This is a genomic window from Microbacterium zouquanmingi, assembly GCF_052266695.1.
Classification (GTDB): Bacteria; Actinomycetota; Actinomycetes; order Actinomycetales; family Microbacteriaceae; genus Microbacterium.
On the sequence record NZ_JBQPQZ010000002.1, the window covers coordinates 307,498 to 327,895 of the forward strand.

Genomic DNA, 20,398 nt, shown 5'->3' on the forward strand with positions numbered 1-20,398 from the left:
AGAGTGCTCGTTTCTTATCGAACTTTTCTGGGGGAAGGAAGCGCGAGATCCGGGGACGGCCGGAGCGCGGACGAGAGGTCTCAAAGAGTGGAGACGTCACCTGAGGTGGGATGCAGAGGGTCGAAGTCATCGACCGATGCGGGAGCGGCGGGAACCGGCGGAGATCAGGCTCGAGAGGAGGAGATCTCCGGCAGAGGCTCTACGAGAGCGCGCTACGTCGGACGCCGAAGGCGGAGGACGAATCATGCGCTGAACGCTTCGCATCGAAGCCGATGGCTGATGCCTTGACAGTTGCGGTAATCATGAGGTCCTCCTTTCGTGAGCGATCCGGCTTGCAAAGTTAGTGGATCTTCACAGCAGACGTCAAGGATTTGTTTGTTCATCGGCGTGTCGCATCGTGCGCAGATCCACCCAGTCACCGCGCGGGATGCCGGGATCACGGTGTGATTCCGGTAGCGTGGCGGCGTGATTCTCCCCGGACGGACGGTGCGCGCATGCATCTGAAGAGCTTGACGCTCAAGGGCTTCAAATCGTTCGCACAGCCCACTTCGTTCGTCTTCGAACCGGGCGTGACCTGCATCGTCGGACCCAACGGCTCCGGCAAGTCGAACGTCGTCGATGCGCTCGCCTGGGTGATGGGTGAGCAGGGAGCGAAGACGCTTCGCGGCGGCAAGATGGAAGACGTCATCTTCGCCGGTACGTCCACGCGCGGCCCGCTCGGTCGCGCAGAGGTCCAGCTGACGATCGATAACAGTGATGGCGCGCTGCCGATCGAGTTCGCAGAAGTCACGATCAGCCGCACACTCTTCCGCAACGGCTCGAGTGAGTATGCCATCAATGGCTCCAGTTGCAGACTTCTCGATGTGCAGGAGCTGCTGAGTGACTCCGGTCTTGGTCGCGAGATGCACGTCATCGTCGGGCAGGGACGCCTGGATACCGTGCTTCAGGCTTCACCGGAGGACCGTCGCGGATTCATCGAAGAGGCAGCCGGTATCCTCAAGCACCGACGCCGCAAGGAGAAGACGCTCCGGAAGCTCGATGCGATGGAGGCCAATCTCACGCGCCTCAGCGACCTCGCCGGTGAGATCAGGCGCCAGCTCAAGCCGCTCGGACGCCAGGCGGAGATCGCCCGCGAGGCCCAGACGATCGCTGCCGTCGTGCGAGACGCGAAGGCACGCATCTTCGCCGACGATGTGGTGGCGCTGCGGACGTCGCTTGCCGACCATGCCCGTACGGAGCAGGAGCGTCACACCGAGCGTCTTGTGATCACGGAGCAGGCGGATGCCGTGCGGACCGCGATTGCAAAGCTCGAGGCTGATCAGAATTCGGCGGCAGTCGACGAGGCTCGTGGAGTCGCATTCGGCCTTGAGCAGGTCCAGGAGCGCATGCGGTCGCTCTACACTCTCGCCAATCAGCGTCTCGCACTTCTCGGCTCAGAAGAGGACGACGCGGCCGTCGCTTCCGTCACGGTCACGCAGGCGACGATCGATGAGGCCAAGGACGAGATCACCACGATCTCTGCCGGGCTCGGTGAGGCACAGGATGCCGCGTCCGCCGCCAGCCGTGAAGTGGTCAATGCGCGTGCAGAGCTCGACACGCTCGATGTCGACATCGCCGAGCAGAGCGCTCTCGTCTCCGAACACGACATGCATCTGACAGCGTTGCGGGGTACGGCAGAAGCCGCGGCATCCGCTCTCGCCGCTGTGCGCGGTGCTGTGCAGCGCCAGGCGAGCGCGCTTGAGGCGGCGAACGAACGACGCCGTGAGGCAGCCGAAGCGCTGGAGCAGATCGACGACGCGCAAGCCCCCGAGGGAAGTGCCGCCGAGCATGCGGCAGCGTACGACAATGCTCAGCGCGATGCGACAGCGGCTGAAGCAGCGCTCGAGGAGCTGCGCGAACGATTGCACGCCGCCGAGCGCGAAGCAGGGTCCCTGACGGCGAAGGCGGCGGCGCTCAGCAGCGCTCTGTCGCTCTCTGGAGGAGCCGCCGAAGTCGTCAAGAGCGGCGCCCCCGGTGTTCGAGGGCTCGTCGGAGACGCCGTGCAGGTCACCGCGGGGTACGAGGCAGCGATCGCGGCAGTACTCGGACCGCTGGCTGAAGGCGTACTCGTCGACGATGCAGAGGCGGCGTTCGCGCTTGCTGCGTCGGCAGTGGCAGACCGGCGCGGCGTGGTCGATTTCGTCATGGCGGACGCCATGGCGGGGGCCGTTCAGCTCCCCGCATTGGCAGGCGTCACCCCGGCGGCCTCGGTGGTCACCGCGCCCACGGGCGTGCTCGGCGTGCTCGCACACGTGCTCGTCGCTGACGACCTCGATGCGGCACGGAATGCTCGTGCAGCTCTGGACGCGCTGGGTGACAGCGCGGTGACGATCGTCACGATCGGTGGCGACGTGATCACCGCTCAGACCCTTCGCACGAGGTCTGGTGGAGAACGGTCGCGCCTCGAGCTGACAGCTGAGCGGGATGCTGCGCAGGAACGCCTCACCGAAGTGCGGGTGATCGTCGACTCGATGCGCGAAGCACGGACGGATGCTTCAGAACGAGTGAATGCGACGCGTCAGCGAGCGAAGGATGCGCTGCGCGCACTGCGTGAGCACGACGCCGCTCTCGCGACGCATGCCGAGCAGTTGAATCGGGTCACCGTTCGGCACGAGTCGGCAGTCGCCGAGTGCGAGCGCCTGGAATCCGGGCTTTCGCAGGCGCAGAGCGCCGTGACAGATGCTGAGGCTGCGGCAGCAGCCGCGCAGGGAGAACTCGAAGCCGCAGAGACCAAGCCGCGTCCGGTGCTCGATGCATCCGCTCGAGACGGCCTCCTCGAAGCGCTTGAAGCAGCTCGTGAAGGCGAGGTGCGCGCAAGACTCGAGATCGAGACGTTGCGTGAACGCGTGCGCGCGGCCCAGGCGCGTGTCGCGAGCCTTGAACGCCAGCGCGAGCAGGAGCGGGATGCCGCGGCCGAAGCCGCGCGTCGTGCGGTCATCCGCCGCGCGCAGCGTGAAGCGGCTTCCGGCGTCGCGTCTGAGCTTCCTCGGATCCTCGATTCCCTGGACCGCTCGACCGCCGAAGCGCGACTGGCGCTGACTGAAGCGGAGAGCGCGCGTTCCGCGCAGAACGAGGAGCTCACTGCGCTGCGCGTGCAAGAGGGTTCCCTGCGTGAACGTCTTGCTGGCCTCACGGAGAGTGTGCACGGTCTTGAACTGCAGATCCACGAGAAGAAGCTGCACCTCACGAGTCTGTTGGAACGAGTATCCTCAGAACTCGCACTCGACGAAGATATTCTCGTTGCGGAATATGGACCGGAACAGCCTGTTCCCCGTGATCCGCTTGCTGAGGTCGATCCTGAGTCCATTGACGGCATCGACTCCACGGCGATCCCGTACGACCGGAGAGTGCAGGAGCGGCGCCTCGCTGAATCCCAGCGCAAGCTGACACAGCTCGGACGGGTGAATCCTCTGGCCCTGGAGGAGTTCGCAGCGCTCGAGCAGCGGCACGCATTCCTCACCGAACAACTCGCTGACCTGACCCAGACCCGCCAGGATCTGCTCACGATCATCGCGGATCTCGATGAGCGCATGCAGACGATCTTCGCGAGCGCGTTCGAAGACACTCGGCAGGCGTTCACTGAGGTCTTTCCGCTGCTGTTCCCTGGCGGTACAGGGAGCATCTCTCTGACCGATCCGGAGAACATGCTCACCACGGGAATCGAGGTGGCGGTTCGCCCGGTCGGCAAGAAGATCGAGCGGCTCTCCCTGCTTTCCGGTGGGGAGCGCTCGCTTGCTGCGGTGGCTCTGCTCGTGGCGATCTTCAAGGCTCGCCCGAGCCCCTTCTACATCCTCGATGAGGTGGAGGCCGCTCTCGACGACGCGAACCTCGGGCGCCTGCTGACCGTGTTCGAACAGCTCAGGGAGAGCTCGCAGCTTCTGGTGATCACGCACCAGAAGCGCACGATGGAGATTGCCGACGCCCTGTACGGGGTATCGATGCGGCAGGATGGTGTCTCTGCGGTGGTCGGGCAGCGCGTCGGAGATCGCGCGGCAAGCTGACCTTCTGTGCGACATCCGCACACCAATATGCTGAGGCGCATGACCTTCGTGCTCCAGGGTGTGCGCCGGATGCCCTTCACACTCGCCTTTACGTTCGTGTTCCTGCTGATCGGCGTGATCACGGGCTCGCTGTGGTCGGCGGCGCACGACAAGCCCTGGTTCGAGATGGTCGCCACAGGGTTGCCCTCGTTCGCCGAGGGACGCTGGTGGACCCTGTTCACTTCGCCGCTCTTCGCGGATCCACCGTTCGCCTACCTGACGCTTCTTCCACTGATCCTCGGTGGGATCGGCTGGGCGGAATGGCAGTTCGGCTCGCTGCGCACCATCGGCCTCGTCATCGTCGGACATCTCGTCGGCGTGCTGGGAGCCGCGGGGATTCTCGCTCTGTTCACGCCTGTCGATTGGCGCTGGTCGGATCGGCTGTCGCAGGCACTGGACGTCGGCCCTTCGTGCGGCGCCATGACCGCCCTGGTGTTCGCGATCGCCACTCTGCCGTCGCCCTGGCGTCTGCGCGCACGCATTGCGATCGTGCTGTGGGTGACGATCTCGGTGCTCTACCTCGGGCAGCTCTATGACCTCGAGCACGCCGTCGCCATGACTGCAGCCCTTGTGGTCAGCGGCATGCTTCCCGCGTTCCGCCACCCCGAGGGGCGACCGACTGAGCGCGAATGGCGCCTCCTCGCCTTTGCCGGTCTGATCGCGATCGGCGCGATTCAGATCATCGATCTCGCGGTTCCTTTTGATGGCCCGCTGGGGGAGAACGCGCCGGTCTATTCGTTCTTCGACGTGGCTCTGGACGTCGTGGTGATCGCATTCATCGCGAACGGAGTGCGAATCGGGTACCGGATCGCGTGGCTAGCAACTGTCGTCCTCGCAATCTTCAACCTCGTCACCGCAGTGATCTCGTTCGCCCTGATCCCTGTGCTGCTGAGCGGCGGTCGGATCGGTTCCGCATGGGACGTTGTCGGGCTGCAGATCGCGCCCACGTTGCTGTGGGTCGCGATGCTCATCGTGATGTTCATCGCACGAGGGGCGTTCCGCGTTCCGTTTCGCCGGTCGCGCCGGCGTCTCTCGACCACGCCCGTCACGCCAGAGGCCGTGCGCGAGACGCTTCACGAGACCGGCGGAGGAACGCTGTCGTGGATGGCGACCTGGCGCGGGAACAGTCATATGGAGGCCGCGGACGGAGTGATCGCCTACCAGACTCACTCCGGCGTCGCGATTCTGCTGGGTGATCCGATCGTGCCCGATGGCAACGAACGGGACGCTCTCGAGGCCTATGCGTCAGCGGCGCAGCAGATGGGCTATATCCCGTGTGCGTTCTCGTCGAGTGAGAAGATCCGTCTGGCGATGCCACAAGGATGGCGCTCCATCGTCGTGGCCGAAGACACTCTCGTCGATCTTCCAGGGCTCGAGTTCAAGGGCAAGGCCTGGGGCGCGGTGCGCACCGCTATCAATCGCGCTGCGCGCGAGAACATCGAGTTCAGGATGGTGCGGCTGGCAGACGAGCCGTGGAGCGTCAGGGCGCAGGTCCGCGCAATCTCCGAGCAGTGGACCGGCGACAAAGGGCTGCCCGAGATGCGTTTCACTCTCGGCACGGTAGATGACGCGATGGATCCTGAGGTCGCCGTCGGGATTGCGGTGGATGCTGAGGGGAGCCTGCACGGTGTGACCTCGTGGCTTCCGGTCTACGGCCCTGGCGGTGTTGTCGAGGGTTGGACGCTGGATCTCATGCGCCGCAGAGATGGCGGATTCGGTCCGGTGATGGAGTTCCTGATCGGCGCTGCGGCGCAGCACTTCTCAGAACAGGGGCATTCCTTCATCTCGCTCTCGGGTGCTCCACTGGTGCGAACCGAGGACACTGAGACGAACGCGATCTACGCCGTGCTTGATCGCGTCGCACAGCTGGTCGAACCGCTCTACGGCTTCCGCTCGCTCCACAAGTTCAAGCAGAAGTTCAATCCTCGCGCCGAGCCGATGCACCTGCTCTACCGCGATGAGGGCGACCTCCCGCGCGTGGGGATCGCACTGACTCGGGCGTATCTGCCGGATTCCTCACTGCACGACCTCGTCGGCTCCGCAGCTCCCGCATTGCGTGGCTAAGCTACCCGCACCGTAGGCTGGAGTCATGGCGGAGAAGTCCTGGACCCTCGGTCGCGCGCTGCGCGGCATGTTCGTCAAACCCACAATCGATGAGACAACGTGGGAAGACCTCGAGACGGCGCTGATCACTGCCGACTTCGGCCCCGACATCTCCGAGCGAATCGTCGATGAACTGCGCGAGAAGGTCGAACGCTACCGTACGACTGACCCGAAGGATCTGCAGCGGATGCTGCGCGAAACGCTCGAAGAGCATTTTGCGAAGTTCGACACGACTCTGAAGCTCACCGAGCGGCCAGCCGTTGTGCTCGTCGTCGGCGTGAACGGTGTGGGCAAGACGACGACGATCGGCAAGTTCACGAAGTTCCTGCGCGGATACCAGCGCAGCGTCGTCGTCGGAGCAGCCGACACCTTCCGTGCGGCCGCAGTCGATCAGCTCGCGACCTGGGCTCAGCGTGGAGGAGCAGCGATCGTCCGTCCGCAGCAGGAAGGACAGGATCCGGCCTCCGTCGCATATCAGACGGTCGAGTTCGCGCAGCGCGAGGGCATCGAGATCGCGATCATCGACACCGCCGGCCGCCTGCACACCAAGGGCGGACTCATGGACGAGCTGACCAAGATTCGTCGCGTCATCGAAAAGCAGGCGCCCATCAGTGAAGTGCTGCTCGTGCTCGATGCCACGACCGGACAGAACGGCGTCATGCAGGCTGAGGCCTTCCTCCAGCACGCTGGCGTCACCGGACTCGTGCTCACCAAGCTCGATGGTTCAGCCAAGGGCGGGTTCGTTCTCGCCGTGCAGGAGCGCACCGGCATCCCCGTCAAACTGCTCGGCCAAGGTGAGGGAATCGACGATCTCACCGGCTTCACGCCGCACATCTTCGCGGCATCCCTTGTCGGTCAGTGATCGGACTGGTTTCATAGCGTTATGGCGATCGAACACGACTACTTCGGGCTCCTGTCTTCAGGTCCGGATGGATCGATCTTCTGGTCCGAGACGGTGGATCTCGGCGACCAGACGGTGACTGTCGATCTCACAGCTCCCGACCAGGACGATATCTCTACGGATGCACTCGACATCGCCGCAGCCCTCATCTCGGGCCTTGAGGACGTGGACGCCACGGCGCGGCGCGGCATGCTCGCGGAAGTAGACGACCGCGCGAGCGAAGTGACTGAGTTCATCCTGCAGCAACAGGAAACCTATGGCGAGGAGCTTCCGGAGATGCTGGTCGACGTCAGCGGTGACGACGCCGTCGACATCATCCGGTCCCTGCGTCTCATGAGCATGACGATCCTTGCCGATGAGCACGGCGGCACCGAGCCGTTCGCTGTCCTCGAGTACGCGCTCGATGCCGAGGACACCGACGAAGTGCTCCTCGTCAATCTCTCCTCCGACGGCATGGTTCAGTCGGTGATGAGCGCCGACTAGACCTCTCGCGAAACTGCAAAACCACGCCGAGACGCACGCGAAAACGCGCTGTCTCGGCGTGGTTTTGCGGTCTCGGGGAAGCTCACACCGCCTGGGCGAAGCCGAGATCGGCGCTGGCTGCGATGTGCGAGAGGTGCGGCGGAATCTCGCGCCCCTTCGAGATCATCGACTGCGCCCACAGGCGACCCGCGCGGTACGACGAGCGCACCAAGGGGCCCGCGAGCACACCGAGGAATCCGATGCGCTCCGCCTCCCCCTTGAACTCGACGAACTCCGCAGGTTTGACCCACCGGGCCACTGGCAGATGCCTCGGCGTCGGACGCAGGTACTGCGTGATCGTGATGATGTCGCATCCGGCATCACGGAGATCCTGCAGCGCATCGACGACTTCCTCTGGCGACTCGCCCATGCCGAGGATGAGGTTGGACTTGGTGATGAGTCCGGCGTTGTGCCCCTGCGTGATCACGTCGAGTGAGCGCTCGTAGGTGAAGGCGGGGCGGATGCGGCGGAAGATGCGCGGCACCGTCTCGACGTTGTGCGCGAACACCTCGGGACGGGCGTCGAAGATCTGGCCGAGGTAGTCGGGGTTGCCGCTGTGGTCGTTTGCGAGCAGCTCGACGCCGGTATTGGGGTTCTGCGCGTGGATCTGACGCACGGTCTCTGCATTCAGCCACGCGCCGGTGTCGGGCAGATCATCACGGGCAACACTGGTCACCGTCGCGTAGCGCAGATCCATTCGCGTGACGCTCTCTGCCACGCGCCTGGGCTCATCGGTGTCATAGGCGGCGGGCTTGCCCGTGTCGATCTGGCAGAAGTCGCAGCGCCTGGTGCACTGCGAGCCGCCGATCAGGAAGGTCGCCTCGCGGTCCTCCCAGCATTCGAAGATGTTGGGGCACCCGGCCTCCTGGCAGACCGTGTGCAGACCCTCGTCCTTCACGAGCGAGTGCAGAGCCTGATACTCGGGCCCCATCTTCGCCTTGGTCTTGATCCATTCGGGTTTGCGCTCGATCGGGGTCTCGGCGTTTCGGACCTCGAGACGCAGCAGCTTTCGGCCATCGGGAACAGCAGCACTCATGCCGAGACTCCTTCCATCGCAGTATCCGCATACGCGGTGACGAATGCCGACGACACGGCGTCGACGATGTCAGCGGGGGAGACCTCGCGACCAGCGACCTCGCTCACAGTGGTGACGCCGGCGTCCGAGATTCCGCAGGGGATGATCCCCCCGAAGCCGGACAGCGTGTTGTCGCAGTTGATCGCGAACCCGTGCATCGTCACTCCGCGCTGGACACGCACGCCGATCGCGGCGACCTTGTCCTCACTGAGCGGACGGCGTACCCAGACGCCGCTGCGCCCTTCAACCTGGTAACCGTCGACGCCGAGTGGACGCAGCACATCAATCAGCACGCGCTCGAGATGGCGGACGTGGGCGACGACATCCATCGGTTCAGGAAGACGCACGATCGGGTATCCGACGAGCTGACCGGGCCCGTGCCAAGTGATCTTGCCGCCGCGGTCGACATCGATGACCGGGGTGCCATCCTGCGGCCGTTCGTGTTCTTCCGTGCGCTTTCCTGCCGTGTACACGGCCTCGTGCTCGAGGAGGATCAGCGTGTCGGGACGCGTGCCCTCGACCACATCGTGATGGATGCTCCGCTGCAGGTCCCACCCATCGAGGTAGGGCACGAAGAGTGGGGCGAGTCCCGCGTTCAGAATCTCGAGCATGATCACCTTCCGGGTTGTTGGATGCCGTCTAACAATACTCCCGCGCTGAGGAATCGGCGCGCGCGGTACGGTGAAAGTATGAAAACGGAGCCTCGAGCTGGACGTCCTCGCGCATCGTCGCGCGAAACGCTCGCCGAGGCCGCGTGTGAACTCTTCTTGGAGCAGGGGTACGACGCGACCTCGGTCGCGGACATCACGCAACGCGCTGGAGTGAGCCGCTCGAGCTTCTTCAACTACTTCTCATCGAAGGGCGATGTGCTGTGGTCGGGGTTGGATGCGCGGATCAGTGAGGCTCTTGCTGTGCTCGCGACACTCGGAGCGGATGCTGATGGCGGTGCCGTCCGGAGCATCCTGTTGCGCGTGGTGCATGATTTCGCACCTGACCCGCTCGCTCTCGCGCTGCGCAATGCCACGGCGATGGGTCTCAACGACGAGCTGATGCGCGAAGCCGGCGTGCGCCAGGCGCGACTCGCGGCCGCTATCGCTTCTGCGGCAGTGACCGTGGGGATCTCATCGGTGAAAGCAGACATTCTCGGTGCCGCACATGCGGCTGCCGTGCTTTCATCACTGCGTGTGTGGGCCGAACGAGGTGCCGGTCACGGCACATCCGAGGGGCTCCTGCAGGAGGCGATGCACGGCATCTACGACCTACCGTGGTCGGACTGATCGAAAGGATCGGCGCTACGGCGCCGCTCGCGTAGAATCAGAAGCACCATGGCTACCTTTGGCACGCTCTCCGATCGGCTGACCGAAACCTTCCGCAACCTTCGCACGAAGGGAAAACTGACCGCGGCTGATGTCGACGGCACGGTTCGCGAGATCCGGCGCGCACTGCTCGACGCCGATGTCGCGCTTGCGGTGGTCAAGGACTTCACCGCGAAGGTGCGCGAGCGCGCACTCGGCGATGAGGTCAACAAGGCGCTGAACCCGGCGCAGCAGGTCGTGCAGATCGTCAACGAAGAGCTCGTCGGCATCCTCGGTGGCGAACAGCGCCGCCTGGAGTTCGCCAAGACTCCGCCGACGGTCATCATGCTCGCCGGTCTTCAGGGCTCGGGTAAGACGACTTTCGCCGGAAAGCTCGCGAAGCAGCTCGAGAAGGACGGTCACACGCCTCTTCTCGTCGCAGCCGACCTCCAGCGTCCGAACGCCGTGAACCAGCTCCAGGTCGTTGCAGAGCAGGCCGGTGCCACCATTTACGCGCCAGAGCCCGGCAACGGCGTCGGAGATCCGGTCAAGGTGTCGCGCGACGGTGTCGAGCACGCCCGCCGCCAGCAGCACGACGTCGTCATCATCGACACCGCAGGACGCCTCGGCGTGGATGCCGAGCTCATGAAGCAGGCATCCGACATCCGCAAGGCGGTCCAGCCGGACGAGGTCCTGTTCGTCATCGACGCGATGATCGGTCAGGATGCCGTGAACACGGCCAAGGCGTTCCAGGAGGGGGTCGACTTCACAGGTGTCGTCCTCTCGAAGCTCGACGGTGACGCCCGCGGTGGTGCGGCGCTTTCCGTGGCATCAGTCACCGGACGCCCGATCATCTTCGCCTCGACAGGTGAGGGGCTCGACGACCTCGAGCCGTTCCACCCCGACCGCATGGCGAGCCGTATCCTCGACCTCGGTGACATCCTCACCCTCATCGAGCAGGCGCAGCAGGCCTTCGACGAAGAAGAGGCACAGAAGGTCGCCGAGAAATTCGCGACCGATCAGTTCACGCTTGAGGACTTCCTCGGCCAGCTTCAGCAGATGAAGAAGATGGGCTCGATGAAGAAGATGCTCGGGATGCTCCCGGGAATGGGCCAGATGAAGCAGCAGCTAGACGACTTCGACGAGAAGGAGATCGATCGCACAGAGGCGATCATCCGGTCGATGACGCCAGGCGAGCGGCAGAACCCCAAGGTCCTCAACGGCTCGCGTCGCCTCCGCATCGCCAAGGGATCCGGCATGACCGTCACCGACGTCAACCAGCTCGTGCAGCGCTTTGATCAGGCCGCCAAGATGATGAAGACGGTTGCCCGTGGTGGCACTCCGAACATCCCCGGAATGGGCGCGATGCCAGGCATGGGCCGCCCCGGAGCCTCTTCCAAGCGCGGCAAGAAGGGCAAGGCCAAGGGAGCTTCGCGCTCGGGCAACCCGGCAAAGCGCGCCGCCGAGAACGCGGGTCTTCCCAGCAGCCCTTCGACCGGCTCAGGCTTCGGCCTCGGCGGACAGACGGCCCCGACTGAGGCCGATCTCGCCGAGATTCAGAAGCTCTTCGGCAAGAGCTGACCGGCGCTCACTCCCGGAGCGGCCCTGCGACCACGACGGGAGCGAGCGTCGGTTGGCGACCGCGAGCGGCGAACTGTCCTCCGGCAAGCGAGCCGAACGCAAGAGCCAGGCCGATGAGCTGGATGCCGGTGAAGGCCTCGCCCGCGATGATCGTGCCGAGTACTGTCGCGACGATCGGCGACAACAGTACGAGAAGGCCGGGAACGATCACGGGTAGTCGCTGGATGCCGCGGAACCACAGTGCGTAGGCGATCAGCCCACCGGCGATGCCGAGCCAGGCGTAGCCGAGGACGGCGTCGCTGTCGAGCTGTCCGGGCAGCCCCTCGAACGTCATGACGAACGGCAGCAGAAACAGTCCACCGGCGGTGAGCTGCCAACCCGCGTAGGAGACCGCGTCGACGCCAGGCGGGCGCCCCCAGCGCTTGGTCAGCACGATGCCGCTGGCGGTTGCCATGACGCCGCCGATCGCCGCAAGAATTCCTCCGGCGTCGAGGGCCGCTGCGGGGCCGAGGACGATCAGTGCGACACCGGCGGTGCCCGCAAAAGCGGCGATGGCAGACGCGATGCGGATGCGCTCACCGACCACGAGGGCGCCAAGGCCGAGAATGATGAGCGGTTGGATGGCGCCCACGGCTGCTGCCACACCGCCCGGTAGGCGCTCGGCAGCGACGAACAGCAGGGGAAAGAAGGCGCCGATGTTCAGGAAGCCGAGAACTGAGGCTTTCCACCACCAGTCACCGCGGGGGAGCCTGCGCCCGATAGTGATCGCCAGCAGCCCCGCAGGAAGGGAGCGCAGTAGCCCCGCCAAGAGCGGATGCCCGGGGGGCAGCAGCTCGGTCGTGACGATGTACGTGGTTCCCCACACGGCTGGTGCGAAAGCGGTGAGCAGGATCGTGAGGAGCGGCATGCATCCAGGCTCTCCTCAGAACAACAATGAGTCCAACGCATTCTTGTCACATCAACTATGACGTGCTTTCATGTACATATGGATCTGCAGCAGCTTCGCTACGTTGTCGCGGTTGCCGATACCGAGAGTTTCACCCGAGCTGCGGCGAAGTGTTTCGTCACGCAGTCGGCTTTGAGTCACCAGATCGCCGCGCTCGAGCGTGAGATCGGTCAGCGTCTATTTGCTCGTACCAGCAGGAGTGTTCGCCTGACAGAGGCGGGTACGGCGTTCGTCACGCATGCGCGAGAAGCGCTGATCGCCGTGAACAGTGCCACGGAGGAGGCGGCCGCCGCAGCAGGCGAGGTCCGAGGAACGCTGCGGTTGGGCGTCATCCCCACCGTCACAGCAGTCGATGTGCCGCACCTACTGCGCGCCTTCCATGATGCGCACCCGCATACGAGGGTCGAGCTTCGTGTCGGCAACAGCGACGCGCTCGTGGCCGCTGTGCGAAGCAGCGAGATCGATGTGGCTCTGCTCGGGCTGCGTGAGGGCGTGGTTCCCGCGTCGGTGGCCGTTCGGCAGCTCGCGCGTGGGCGGTTGCTGGCGGTCCTCCCGGGCTCTCACCGGCTGGCGTCGCGGCGGCGAGTCAGCCTGGCCGATCTGGCTGACGAGACCTTCGCGGATTTTCCGGCTGGCACGTCTGGCCGCGCCCAGTCGGATGCCGCATTCGAATCGCTCGGCATCTCACGCGACGTCGCCTATGAAGCAGACTCGGCCGATCTCATTCTTAGCTTGGTCAGCGCCGGCCTCGCCATCGCGCTGCTGCCACCCGGTATCGCTCGGGAGACTGGAGCAGTCGTTGCACTCCGGCTCGTCGACGGCCCGGTGCGCGTGGAGTACGCGGCCTGGGATCAGCTGGCACCCCGGAGCGTCACGAGGGCATTCGTCGCCGTGATCGAGGCTGCGATCACACCGTGACGGTGCCGCGCTCGGCGACATCCACCCCGTGCGCCTCGCGCAGCTGGGTTGCTGTGTCTTCGATCTCCGCATCGACCGTGGCCGCATCCCAGCTGAGCAGGGGTGCGAGAGCCTCGGCGATCGCACGGACGACCTGCGCATCTACGTCACCCGTGAACGCGAGGCTCGTGCGGCGGAAGATGACGTCCGCGACGTGCTGAACCTTCTCGTGAGCAACCATCCATTCGAGCTCGCGGCTCGAAAGAGCGTCCCCGACAACCGGTGAGTCGTCGGCCTCGCTGATGAATGCGGCAACGTCCGCTGCGCGCGTTCCATAGCGGGTGAAAAGCACGCGTCCGCGCTCATCGTCGCCCACGTTGTCGCGGAGCCATTCGAGCTTGCGGCGAGGCGTCTTGGGGTACCCGTTGCCGCCGCCGATGCGCACGCCAGCTGTGTTCACGACGCGCTGGCGTCCGAGCTCGCCGAGCACGTGATCGGTGAGGTTCTCGCCGAGAGCGCGGAAGGTCGTCCACTTTCCGCCGACCAGGCTGAAGACCGCGGGCCGGCCCGCATCCTCGCGCCGTTCGATCCGGTAGTCGCGCGAGACGAAACCGGGAGCGGTGTCATCGTGGTGGGGCAGGGGGCGGATGCCGGAATACCTGTACACGATCTGCGAGCGTTCGACGGCGATCTTCGGGAAAACGTGTGCGATGAGGTCGAAGAAGTACTGCACTTCTTCTTCCGTGCAGCGCGCGGGTTCGCGGGGGTCGGCTTCGAGGTCGGTCGTGCCGACGAGCACGCGGCCCTTGAGCGGGTAGATGAGCACGATGCGCCCATCGGAGTGCTCGAAGAAGATCTCGCGTCCGCCGGTGGCCTCCAGGAGTTCCGGGTGATCGAGAACGATGTGCGAGCCCTTCGTGCCGCCCATGAACGCGGTTTCGGTGCCCATGGCGTCGTTCGTGAGGTCTGTCCAGGGTCCGGATGCGTTGACGACGACGTCACTTTGCACGTGGAACTCGCTGCCCGTCTCGCGATCGCGCAGGCGCAGTCCCTCGGCATCGAGTCCGACAGCCTCGATGTAGTTGAGCGCATGAGCGCCCTCATGAGCTGCTTCGCCATCGCGGAGTACGTCGAGCGCGAGGCGCTCAGGATCGTGCACCGATGCATCGTAGTAGGTCGCCGTGTACTTGATGTCGTGGTCGAGGTGCGGAAGCTGCTCAAGCGACTTCTTACGACCGTGGAACCGGTGGCGGGGCACGTTCCCACCGTCTCGGGAGAATGTGTCGTAGAGCGTGAGGCCGACTTTGATCAAGAAGGCGCCGCGCTCCTGCGGTTTGCCCTGCTTGTGCGTCAGGAACCGCAGCGGCGCGGCAAAGATGCCCGAGAACGTCGAGTAGATCGGGATCGTCGTCTGCAGGGGCTTGACGTAGTGCGGGGCGATCTTCAGCAGACCGTTGCGCTCCTGCACGGACTCCTTGACGAGACGGAACTCGCCGTTCTCCAGATAGCGAATGCCGCCGTGGATCATGTGGCTGGATGCGGCTGTTGCACCGGATGCGAAGTCACCTCGCTCGACGAGCAGAACGTCTACACCCTGCATTGCGAGGTCACGGAACGTGGAGATTCCGTTGATGCCCCCACCGATCACGATCACACTCGTGCGTCCGCTCTCGCGCACGTCACGAACGCTCTGTCGTTCTGCCGGGGTGGTTGCAGCGCTCATCGTCTCTCCTTGGTGGGCCGTCACATATATCCTGATCTGAGCAGCACACCCGCGCAACAACGCTGCACGAACGTGCAAGGAGAGATGATGATCGACAGAGCTGAGGATGATTCGAAGACGGCACAGGCTCTTCGTGCAGCCCAGCTCTACTACCTGCAGGACATGACGATGGACGCCATCGCTCGAGAGCTCGGGACCTCGCGATCATCCGTGTCACGCCTGCTCAGCCACGCGCGCGAGACAGGGCTTGTCGAGGTGAGGATCCATCCGCCGCAGGGGCAGGCGCTCCGCCTGGAAGAAGCGATTCGAGCGCGTTTCGGGATCGCCGCGCACGTGGTGCCGATCCCGCAGGGGCTCTCAGATGTGGAGCGATTCGAGCGGGTGGTGATGAGTGCGGCTCGTCAACTGCCGCTGTACTTCGACTCCAATATGACCCTCGGCATCGCGTGGGGCTCGACGCTCGATGCGATCAGCAGACACCTGCCGAACAAGGAGACCCACAACTCCTCGGTGGTCCAGCTCAACGGGGCCGGAAACACGTTCACTAGTGGCACCGACTACGCCAGCGAGATCCTCCACCGGTTCGGACAGGCATTCAGCGCTTCGGTCCAGCAGTTCCCCGTGCCTGCGTTCTTCGATGATCCGCTCACCAAAGAGGCGATGTGGCGTGAGCGCAGCACGAGGCGAGTGCTCGATCTGCAGGCACGGGCGGATATCGCCCTCTTCGGACTCGGCTCGCCGTTCGCCGAAGTGCCCAGTCGCGTCTACGTCGGCGGATACCTCGACCGCGCGGACTACCGAAACCTGCGTGATGAGAAGGTCATCGGGGACGTGGCCACAGTCTTCTACCGGCAGGACGGGAGCTGGAAGGACATCGAGCTGAACAAGCGGGCTACCGGTCCTTCGTTCTCGGTGCTCCAGCGAGTGTCGCGCCGGATCTGCGTCGTCGCCGGAGTGCAGAAGCTGCCGAGCTTGAGAGGCGCGATCGCGGCCCGTCTCATCACAGATCTCGTTCTGGACGAGCACCTGGCAGAACAGCTCATCGAGGTGTGAGCACCGCTCTGCACGTTCGTGCAGAGCAGCGAACGCTCGTTCCGCGGTCTTCTAGGCTGGGATGCACGCGGACAGCGCCGTCACCGGCTGGAGAGAACAACCCTATGCACATCGTCGCCATCGATCAGGGCACCACGAGCACCCGAGCCATCGTCTTCGACGCGAGCGGCAAGATCGTCACCACCGGTCAGCGGGAGCACGAGCAGATATTCCCGCGCGCTGGGTGGGTCGAGCACGATGCCACCGAGATCTGGTCGAACACGACAGCCGTGATCGATGAGGCGCTGGATGCGGCGGACATCACGGCGGCCGATGTCGCAGCCATCGGCATCACCAACCAGCGGGAGACCGCGATCGTCTGGGACCGCATCACGGGCGAACCAGTGCACAATGCGATCGTCTGGCAGGACACGCGGACGCAGCCTTTCATCGACGAGCTCGCAGCTGACGGCGGCATCCGTCGCTTTGCCGAGATCACCGGGCTTCCACTGGCCACCTATTTCTCCGCATCCAAGATCGCGTGGATCCTCGACAACGTCGATGGCGCACGCGATCGGGCGGAGAAGGGGGAGCTGCTGTTCGGAACGCCCGATACCTGGGTGCTGTGGAACCTCACTGGCGGCCCTGACGGTGGAGTCCACGCCACGGATGTCACGAACGCCAGCAGGACCCTCCTCATGGACCTGCGCACGCTGGACTGGCACGACGAACTTCTGCGCGCGTTCAACATCCCGCGCGCGATGCTTCCCGGCATTCGCTCCTCATCGGAGGTGTACGGCGCAGCCAGAGGCACGGCGCTCGATGGCACCCCGATCGCGTCGATCCTCGGCGATCAGCAGGCTGCCACGTTCGGCCAGGCGGCGTTCGAGCGCGGTGACTCGAAGAACACCTACGGCACCGGAAACTTCCTCATCGTCAACACGGGTGAAGAGATCGTGGTCAGCGAGAACGGGCTGATCACCACCGTCGCCTACCAGCTCGGCGACGAGGCCCCCCGCTACGCGCTGGAGGGCTCCATCGCCGTGACGGGGTCACTCGTGCAGTGGCTGCGCGACAATCTCGGACTGTTCGATGAGGCGGCAGACGTAGAGAAGCTCGCGCTGAGCGTGGAAGACAACGGCGACGTGTATATCGTTCCGGCTTTCTCGGGACTTTTCGCTCCGTACTGGCGGCCGGACGCCCGCGGCGCGATTCTGGGGCTCACGCGCTACGCGAACAAGGGTCACATTGCTCGTGCGGCGCTGGAAGCGGTTGCGTTCCAGACCAGGGAAGTGCTGGATGCCGTCGCCGCAGACACTGGCGAAACCCTCGAAGAGCTGCGGGTCGATGGGGGAATGGTCGCCAACGACACGCTGATGCAGTTCCAAGCGGATGTGCTCGGCGTTCCGGTTGTGCGTCCCGAGATCGTCGAGACGACCGCTCTGGGGGCGGCGTACGCGGCGGGCCTCGCGGTCGGTGCCTGGTCAGATATCGATGAGCTGCGCGGAATGTGGCGCGAAGACGTTCGGTGGCAGCCGATGATCGACGAAGAGGAGCGCGAACGGCGCCTCGCTCGCTGGCACAAGGCCGTCACGCGCACCTTCGACTGGGTCGACGAGGACTGAATCAGATCACGGGAGATCCGGGTCCCGACCGGAACTCCCGGATCAGGTGCTGCACGACTTCCCGGAGGTCACCGCCGGATGCTTCGGCGACTCTGATCTGTCTTTCGTAGCTCGCGCCTGAGTCGATGATCTTCTTGGTCGCCGCGAACTCGGTCGAACAGCCGAGATCGACGGCCACTGGTGCGAGATCGGTGAGCATCTCTGCGACGTGGTCGCGCACGAGACGCTGAGTGCCGACGGCATCCACTATCAGACGTGCATCCATCCCGTAGCGTGCGGCGCGCCACTTGTTCTCGCGATGGAACCACGGAGGCATGATCGCAAGTGTCTCCCCAGCATCCAGCTGATGAGAGAAGTGCTCGACGAGAACCTGGGTGACCGCCGCGATCGAAGAGAGCTCTGTGAGCGTGGAGAGACCGTCGCAGGCGCGGACCTCGATGGTTCCCCAGCGCGGTGCCGGCCGAATGTCCCAGCGCACTTCGGTTGCATCGGCCATCACACCCGTGCGGACCATGTCGTCGAGGTACCGCTCGTACTCCGACCACGATTGCAGAGTCCAGGGGAGTCCGGCGGTCGGAAGCTGCTGGAACACCAGAGCGCGGTTCGATGCATAGCCCGTTCGCTCGCCCGCCCAGTACGGACTCGAGGATGCGAGCGCCTGCAGGTGGGGAAGATATGCGGTCAGGGCGCCGATGATCGGCATGACCTTGTCGCGGTCCTCGACGCCGATATGCACATGGATGCCCCAGATCATCATGTTGCGCCCCCACCACTGGGTGCGCTCGATCAAGCGGTGATACCGGCCCTTGTCGGTGACCTGCTGATCGAACCACTGGGCGAACGGGTGGCTGCCGGCCGAAAGCAGTTCGATCCCGGCAGGATCCGTCGTCGCCCGCACCGCCGCGATGGCGGCGGCGATGTCACCGATCGCATGCGCGACGCTGTCGCCGATCCCACTGGTCACTTCGATCGTGTTCGTGAGCAACTCGCCGGTGACGGTGTGCCGTTCGGGTGCGCTCTCGTCCTCGAGCGCGTCGAGCAGCTCAGGGGCTCGACCGACCAGGTCGCCCGAGTCAGGATCAGCGAGCATGATCTCCCACTCGAGCCCGACAGTCGAACGAGCGGATTCAGTGAATTCCTGCGTCACGAGCAAAGTCTGACACGCAGCGCCTCGGAGAACCGACATACCGACGGTCCCGTTTCGCGCACGGCGCCATGATCTGGCAGAATAGAGGGTCGGACGACGATCTCGACCCTCTATCCAGATCGCGTCCACTCATTTGAGCTTCCGCCGGGTGTGCACCCCACTCTCCAGGCGATCAGTTCGTTCCTTCCACACCATTCAGGAGAATCGTGGCTGTAAAGATTCGTCTCAAGCGTTTCGGTAAGATCCGTGCGCCCTACTACCGCATCGTCGTCGCCGACTCGAAGACCAAGCGCGACGGTCGCGTGATCGAGGAGATCGGCAAGTACCACCCGACCGAGCAGCCCTCGTTCATCGAGGTCGACTCCGAGCGTGCGCAGTACTGGCTCTCCGTCGGCGCACAGCCGACCGAGCAGGTCGCCGCAATTCTCAAGCTCACGGGCGACTGGGGCAAGTTCAAGGGCGACAAGGACGCGAAGTCCACCGTTCAGGTCGCAGAGCCCAAGGCTCCGTTCGAGATCGACTCGGCGAAGAAGTCGGTCGTCAAGCCCAAGGTCGAGAAGAAGGAGGCTCCCGTCGAGGAGGCTCCCGCCGCCGCCGACGCGGAGGCCGCTGAGGCTCCCGCCGCCGACGCAGAGTAATCGCTGTGCTCGCCGCCGCGCTCGAACACATCGTCAAGGGGATCGTTGATCACCCCGAAGATGTTCGCATCACCGCATCCACGTCGCCGCGAGGCGATCTGCTCGAGGTGCGCGTGCACCCCGACGACCGTGGGCGCGTGATCGGGCGCGGCGGCCGCACCGCAAAAGCACTGCGCACGCTCATCTCCGCACTGGCGGATGGGCAGCGTGTCCGCGTTGATGTCGCGGACGACTGACGTGGTTGCCAGCGATCGCAATCAGGGCAAGAACCAGCTGCGCGTAGGGCGCCTCGTCAAGCCTCACGGCCTCAAGGGCGCTCTCAAGCTCGAGCTGTATACAGACAACCCCGAACGTCGCTTCGTTCCGGGAGCCGAATTCACGTTGCAGGTGCCTGAGGCGTCTCCGTGGCACGGCAAGTCCATCACCGTTCGCGAGTACCGGGTGATGAACGGCAATTCCGTCGTCTTCTTCCAGGGTGTCGATGACCGCGAGGGAGCCGAAGCGCTCGCTCGCGCCATCCTCTGGATCGATCAGGATGCTGACGAGCCCGAAGACAACGCCTGGTACGACCACCAGCTCGTGGGCCTCGACGTCGTTCGCGACGAGCAGGTGATCGGTGAGGTCGTCCGCGTGGAGCACCTCCCGGCCCAGGACCTCCTGATCGTCAAGGCGAAGGCCACTGGCGACGAGGTCATGGTGCCTTTCGTCGAAGCCATCGTCCCTGCGGTCGAGATCAACGAGGGCCGCATTCTCGTCACTCCTCCTGCTGGCCTCTTCGAAGAGGTCGCAGATTCCGCGGCCGACTCCGCTGAGTGATCGATCGTTACGATCAGC

At 64.7% G+C, this 20,398-nt stretch carries 17 protein-coding genes; 12 read left to right on the forward strand and 5 right to left on the reverse strand.

The window, feature by feature from the left end:
• The first annotated feature begins 494 nt into the window (after positions 1–494).
• From smc to ACTU6U_RS05660, 4 genes are read left to right on the forward strand one after another with little or no spacing between them, the layout of a single operon-like run.
• Positions 495–4,040: a chromosome segregation protein SMC gene (gene smc, locus ACTU6U_RS05645; protein WP_443468186.1), complete on the forward strand. Its 3,546-nt coding sequence runs from the start codon at positions 495–497 to the stop codon at positions 4,038–4,040.
• A gap of 39 nt (positions 4,041–4,079) precedes the next feature.
• Positions 4,080–6,143, forward strand: coding sequence for an MprF family protein (locus ACTU6U_RS05650; protein WP_443468187.1), 2,064 nt, complete (start codon positions 4,080–4,082; stop codon positions 6,141–6,143).
• A 25-nt stretch (positions 6,144–6,168) separates the two neighbouring features.
• Entirely contained in the window at positions 6,169–7,044 is an 876-nt protein-coding gene (gene ftsY / locus ACTU6U_RS05655; protein WP_443468188.1) for a signal recognition particle-docking protein FtsY, read from the forward strand.
• Between the two features lie 21 nt (positions 7,045–7,065).
• Complete coding sequence (locus ACTU6U_RS05660; protein ID WP_443468189.1) at positions 7,066–7,566, forward strand: DUF2004 domain-containing protein; 501 nt, start codon at positions 7,066–7,068, stop codon at positions 7,564–7,566.
• Positions 7,567–7,648: 82 nt separating this feature from the next.
• On the opposite strand, the gene lipA is transcribed toward ACTU6U_RS05660, so the two are convergent.
• Both lipA and lipB read right to left on the reverse strand, forming a co-directional pair.
• On the reverse strand, positions 7,649–8,641 hold the full coding sequence (lipA, locus tag ACTU6U_RS05665; RefSeq protein WP_443468190.1) for a lipoyl synthase: 993 nt from the start codon (positions 8,639–8,641) through the stop codon (positions 7,649–7,651).
• Complete coding sequence (gene lipB, locus ACTU6U_RS05670; protein WP_443468191.1) at positions 8,638–9,291, reverse strand: lipoyl(octanoyl) transferase LipB; 654 nt, start codon at positions 9,289–9,291, stop codon at positions 8,638–8,640. Before lipB ends, lipA begins: the two co-directional genes overlap by 4 nt.
• 78 nt (positions 9,292–9,369) lie before the next feature.
• On the opposite strand from lipB, the gene ACTU6U_RS05675 reads away from it, so the two are divergent.
• Complete coding sequence (locus ACTU6U_RS05675; RefSeq protein WP_443468192.1) at positions 9,370–9,957, forward strand: TetR/AcrR family transcriptional regulator; 588 nt, start codon at positions 9,370–9,372, stop codon at positions 9,955–9,957.
• Positions 9,958–10,005: 48 nt separating this feature from the next.
• Complete coding sequence (ffh, locus tag ACTU6U_RS05680; RefSeq protein WP_443468193.1) at positions 10,006–11,556, forward strand: signal recognition particle protein; 1,551 nt, start codon at positions 10,006–10,008, stop codon at positions 11,554–11,556.
• A gap of 7 nt (positions 11,557–11,563) precedes the next feature.
• On the opposite strand, the gene ACTU6U_RS05685 is transcribed toward ffh, so the two are convergent.
• A complete protein-coding gene (locus ACTU6U_RS05685; protein WP_443468194.1) occupies positions 11,564–12,463 on the reverse strand; it encodes an EamA family transporter in 900 nt (299 codons plus the stop codon).
• 78 nt (positions 12,464–12,541) lie between these two features.
• Between ACTU6U_RS05685 and ACTU6U_RS05690 the strand changes: the two genes are divergently transcribed.
• Complete coding sequence (locus ACTU6U_RS05690; protein ID WP_443468195.1) at positions 12,542–13,420, forward strand: LysR family transcriptional regulator; 879 nt, start codon at positions 12,542–12,544, stop codon at positions 13,418–13,420.
• On the opposite strand, the gene ACTU6U_RS05695 is transcribed toward ACTU6U_RS05690, so the two are convergent.
• A complete protein-coding gene (locus ACTU6U_RS05695; protein WP_443468196.1) occupies positions 13,410–15,122 on the reverse strand; it encodes a glycerol-3-phosphate dehydrogenase/oxidase in 1,713 nt (570 codons plus the stop codon). The genes ACTU6U_RS05690 and ACTU6U_RS05695 overlap by 11 nt on opposite strands.
• 87 nt (positions 15,123–15,209) lie before the next feature.
• On the opposite strand from ACTU6U_RS05695, the gene ACTU6U_RS05700 reads away from it, so the two are divergent.
• Complete coding sequence (locus ACTU6U_RS05700) at positions 15,210–16,175, forward strand: sugar-binding transcriptional regulator (RefSeq protein ID WP_443468197.1); 966 nt, start codon at positions 15,210–15,212, stop codon at positions 16,173–16,175.
• Positions 16,176–16,279: 104 nt separating this feature from the next.
• Entirely contained in the window at positions 16,280–17,779 is a 1,500-nt protein-coding gene (gene glpK / locus ACTU6U_RS05705; protein WP_443468198.1) for a glycerol kinase GlpK, read from the forward strand.
• A 1-nt stretch (position 17,780) separates the two neighbouring features.
• Here the strand turns inward: glpK and ACTU6U_RS05710 are convergent, their stop codons facing one another.
• Positions 17,781–18,965, reverse strand: a complete 1,185-nt coding sequence (locus ACTU6U_RS05710; protein WP_443468199.1) for a glutamate--cysteine ligase — start codon at positions 18,963–18,965, stop codon at positions 17,781–17,783.
• Positions 18,966–19,132: 167 nt separating this feature from the next.
• Between ACTU6U_RS05710 and rpsP the strand changes: the two genes are divergently transcribed.
• Genes rpsP through rimM form a run of 3 tightly spaced genes read left to right on the forward strand, consistent with a single transcriptional unit; the run spans position 19,133 to position 20,380 of the window.
• Positions 19,133–19,564, forward strand: a complete 432-nt coding sequence (rpsP, locus tag ACTU6U_RS05715) for a 30S ribosomal protein S16 (protein WP_417511752.1) — start codon at positions 19,133–19,135, stop codon at positions 19,562–19,564.
• A 5-nt stretch (positions 19,565–19,569) separates the two neighbouring features.
• Positions 19,570–19,800, forward strand: a complete 231-nt coding sequence (locus tag ACTU6U_RS05720; protein ID WP_417511754.1) for an RNA-binding protein — start codon at positions 19,570–19,572, stop codon at positions 19,798–19,800.
• Entirely contained in the window at positions 19,784–20,380 is a 597-nt protein-coding gene (rimM, locus tag ACTU6U_RS05725) for a ribosome maturation factor RimM (protein ID WP_443468200.1), read from the forward strand. Before ACTU6U_RS05720 ends, rimM begins: the two co-directional genes overlap by 17 nt.
• Positions 20,381–20,398 lie beyond the last annotated feature (18 nt).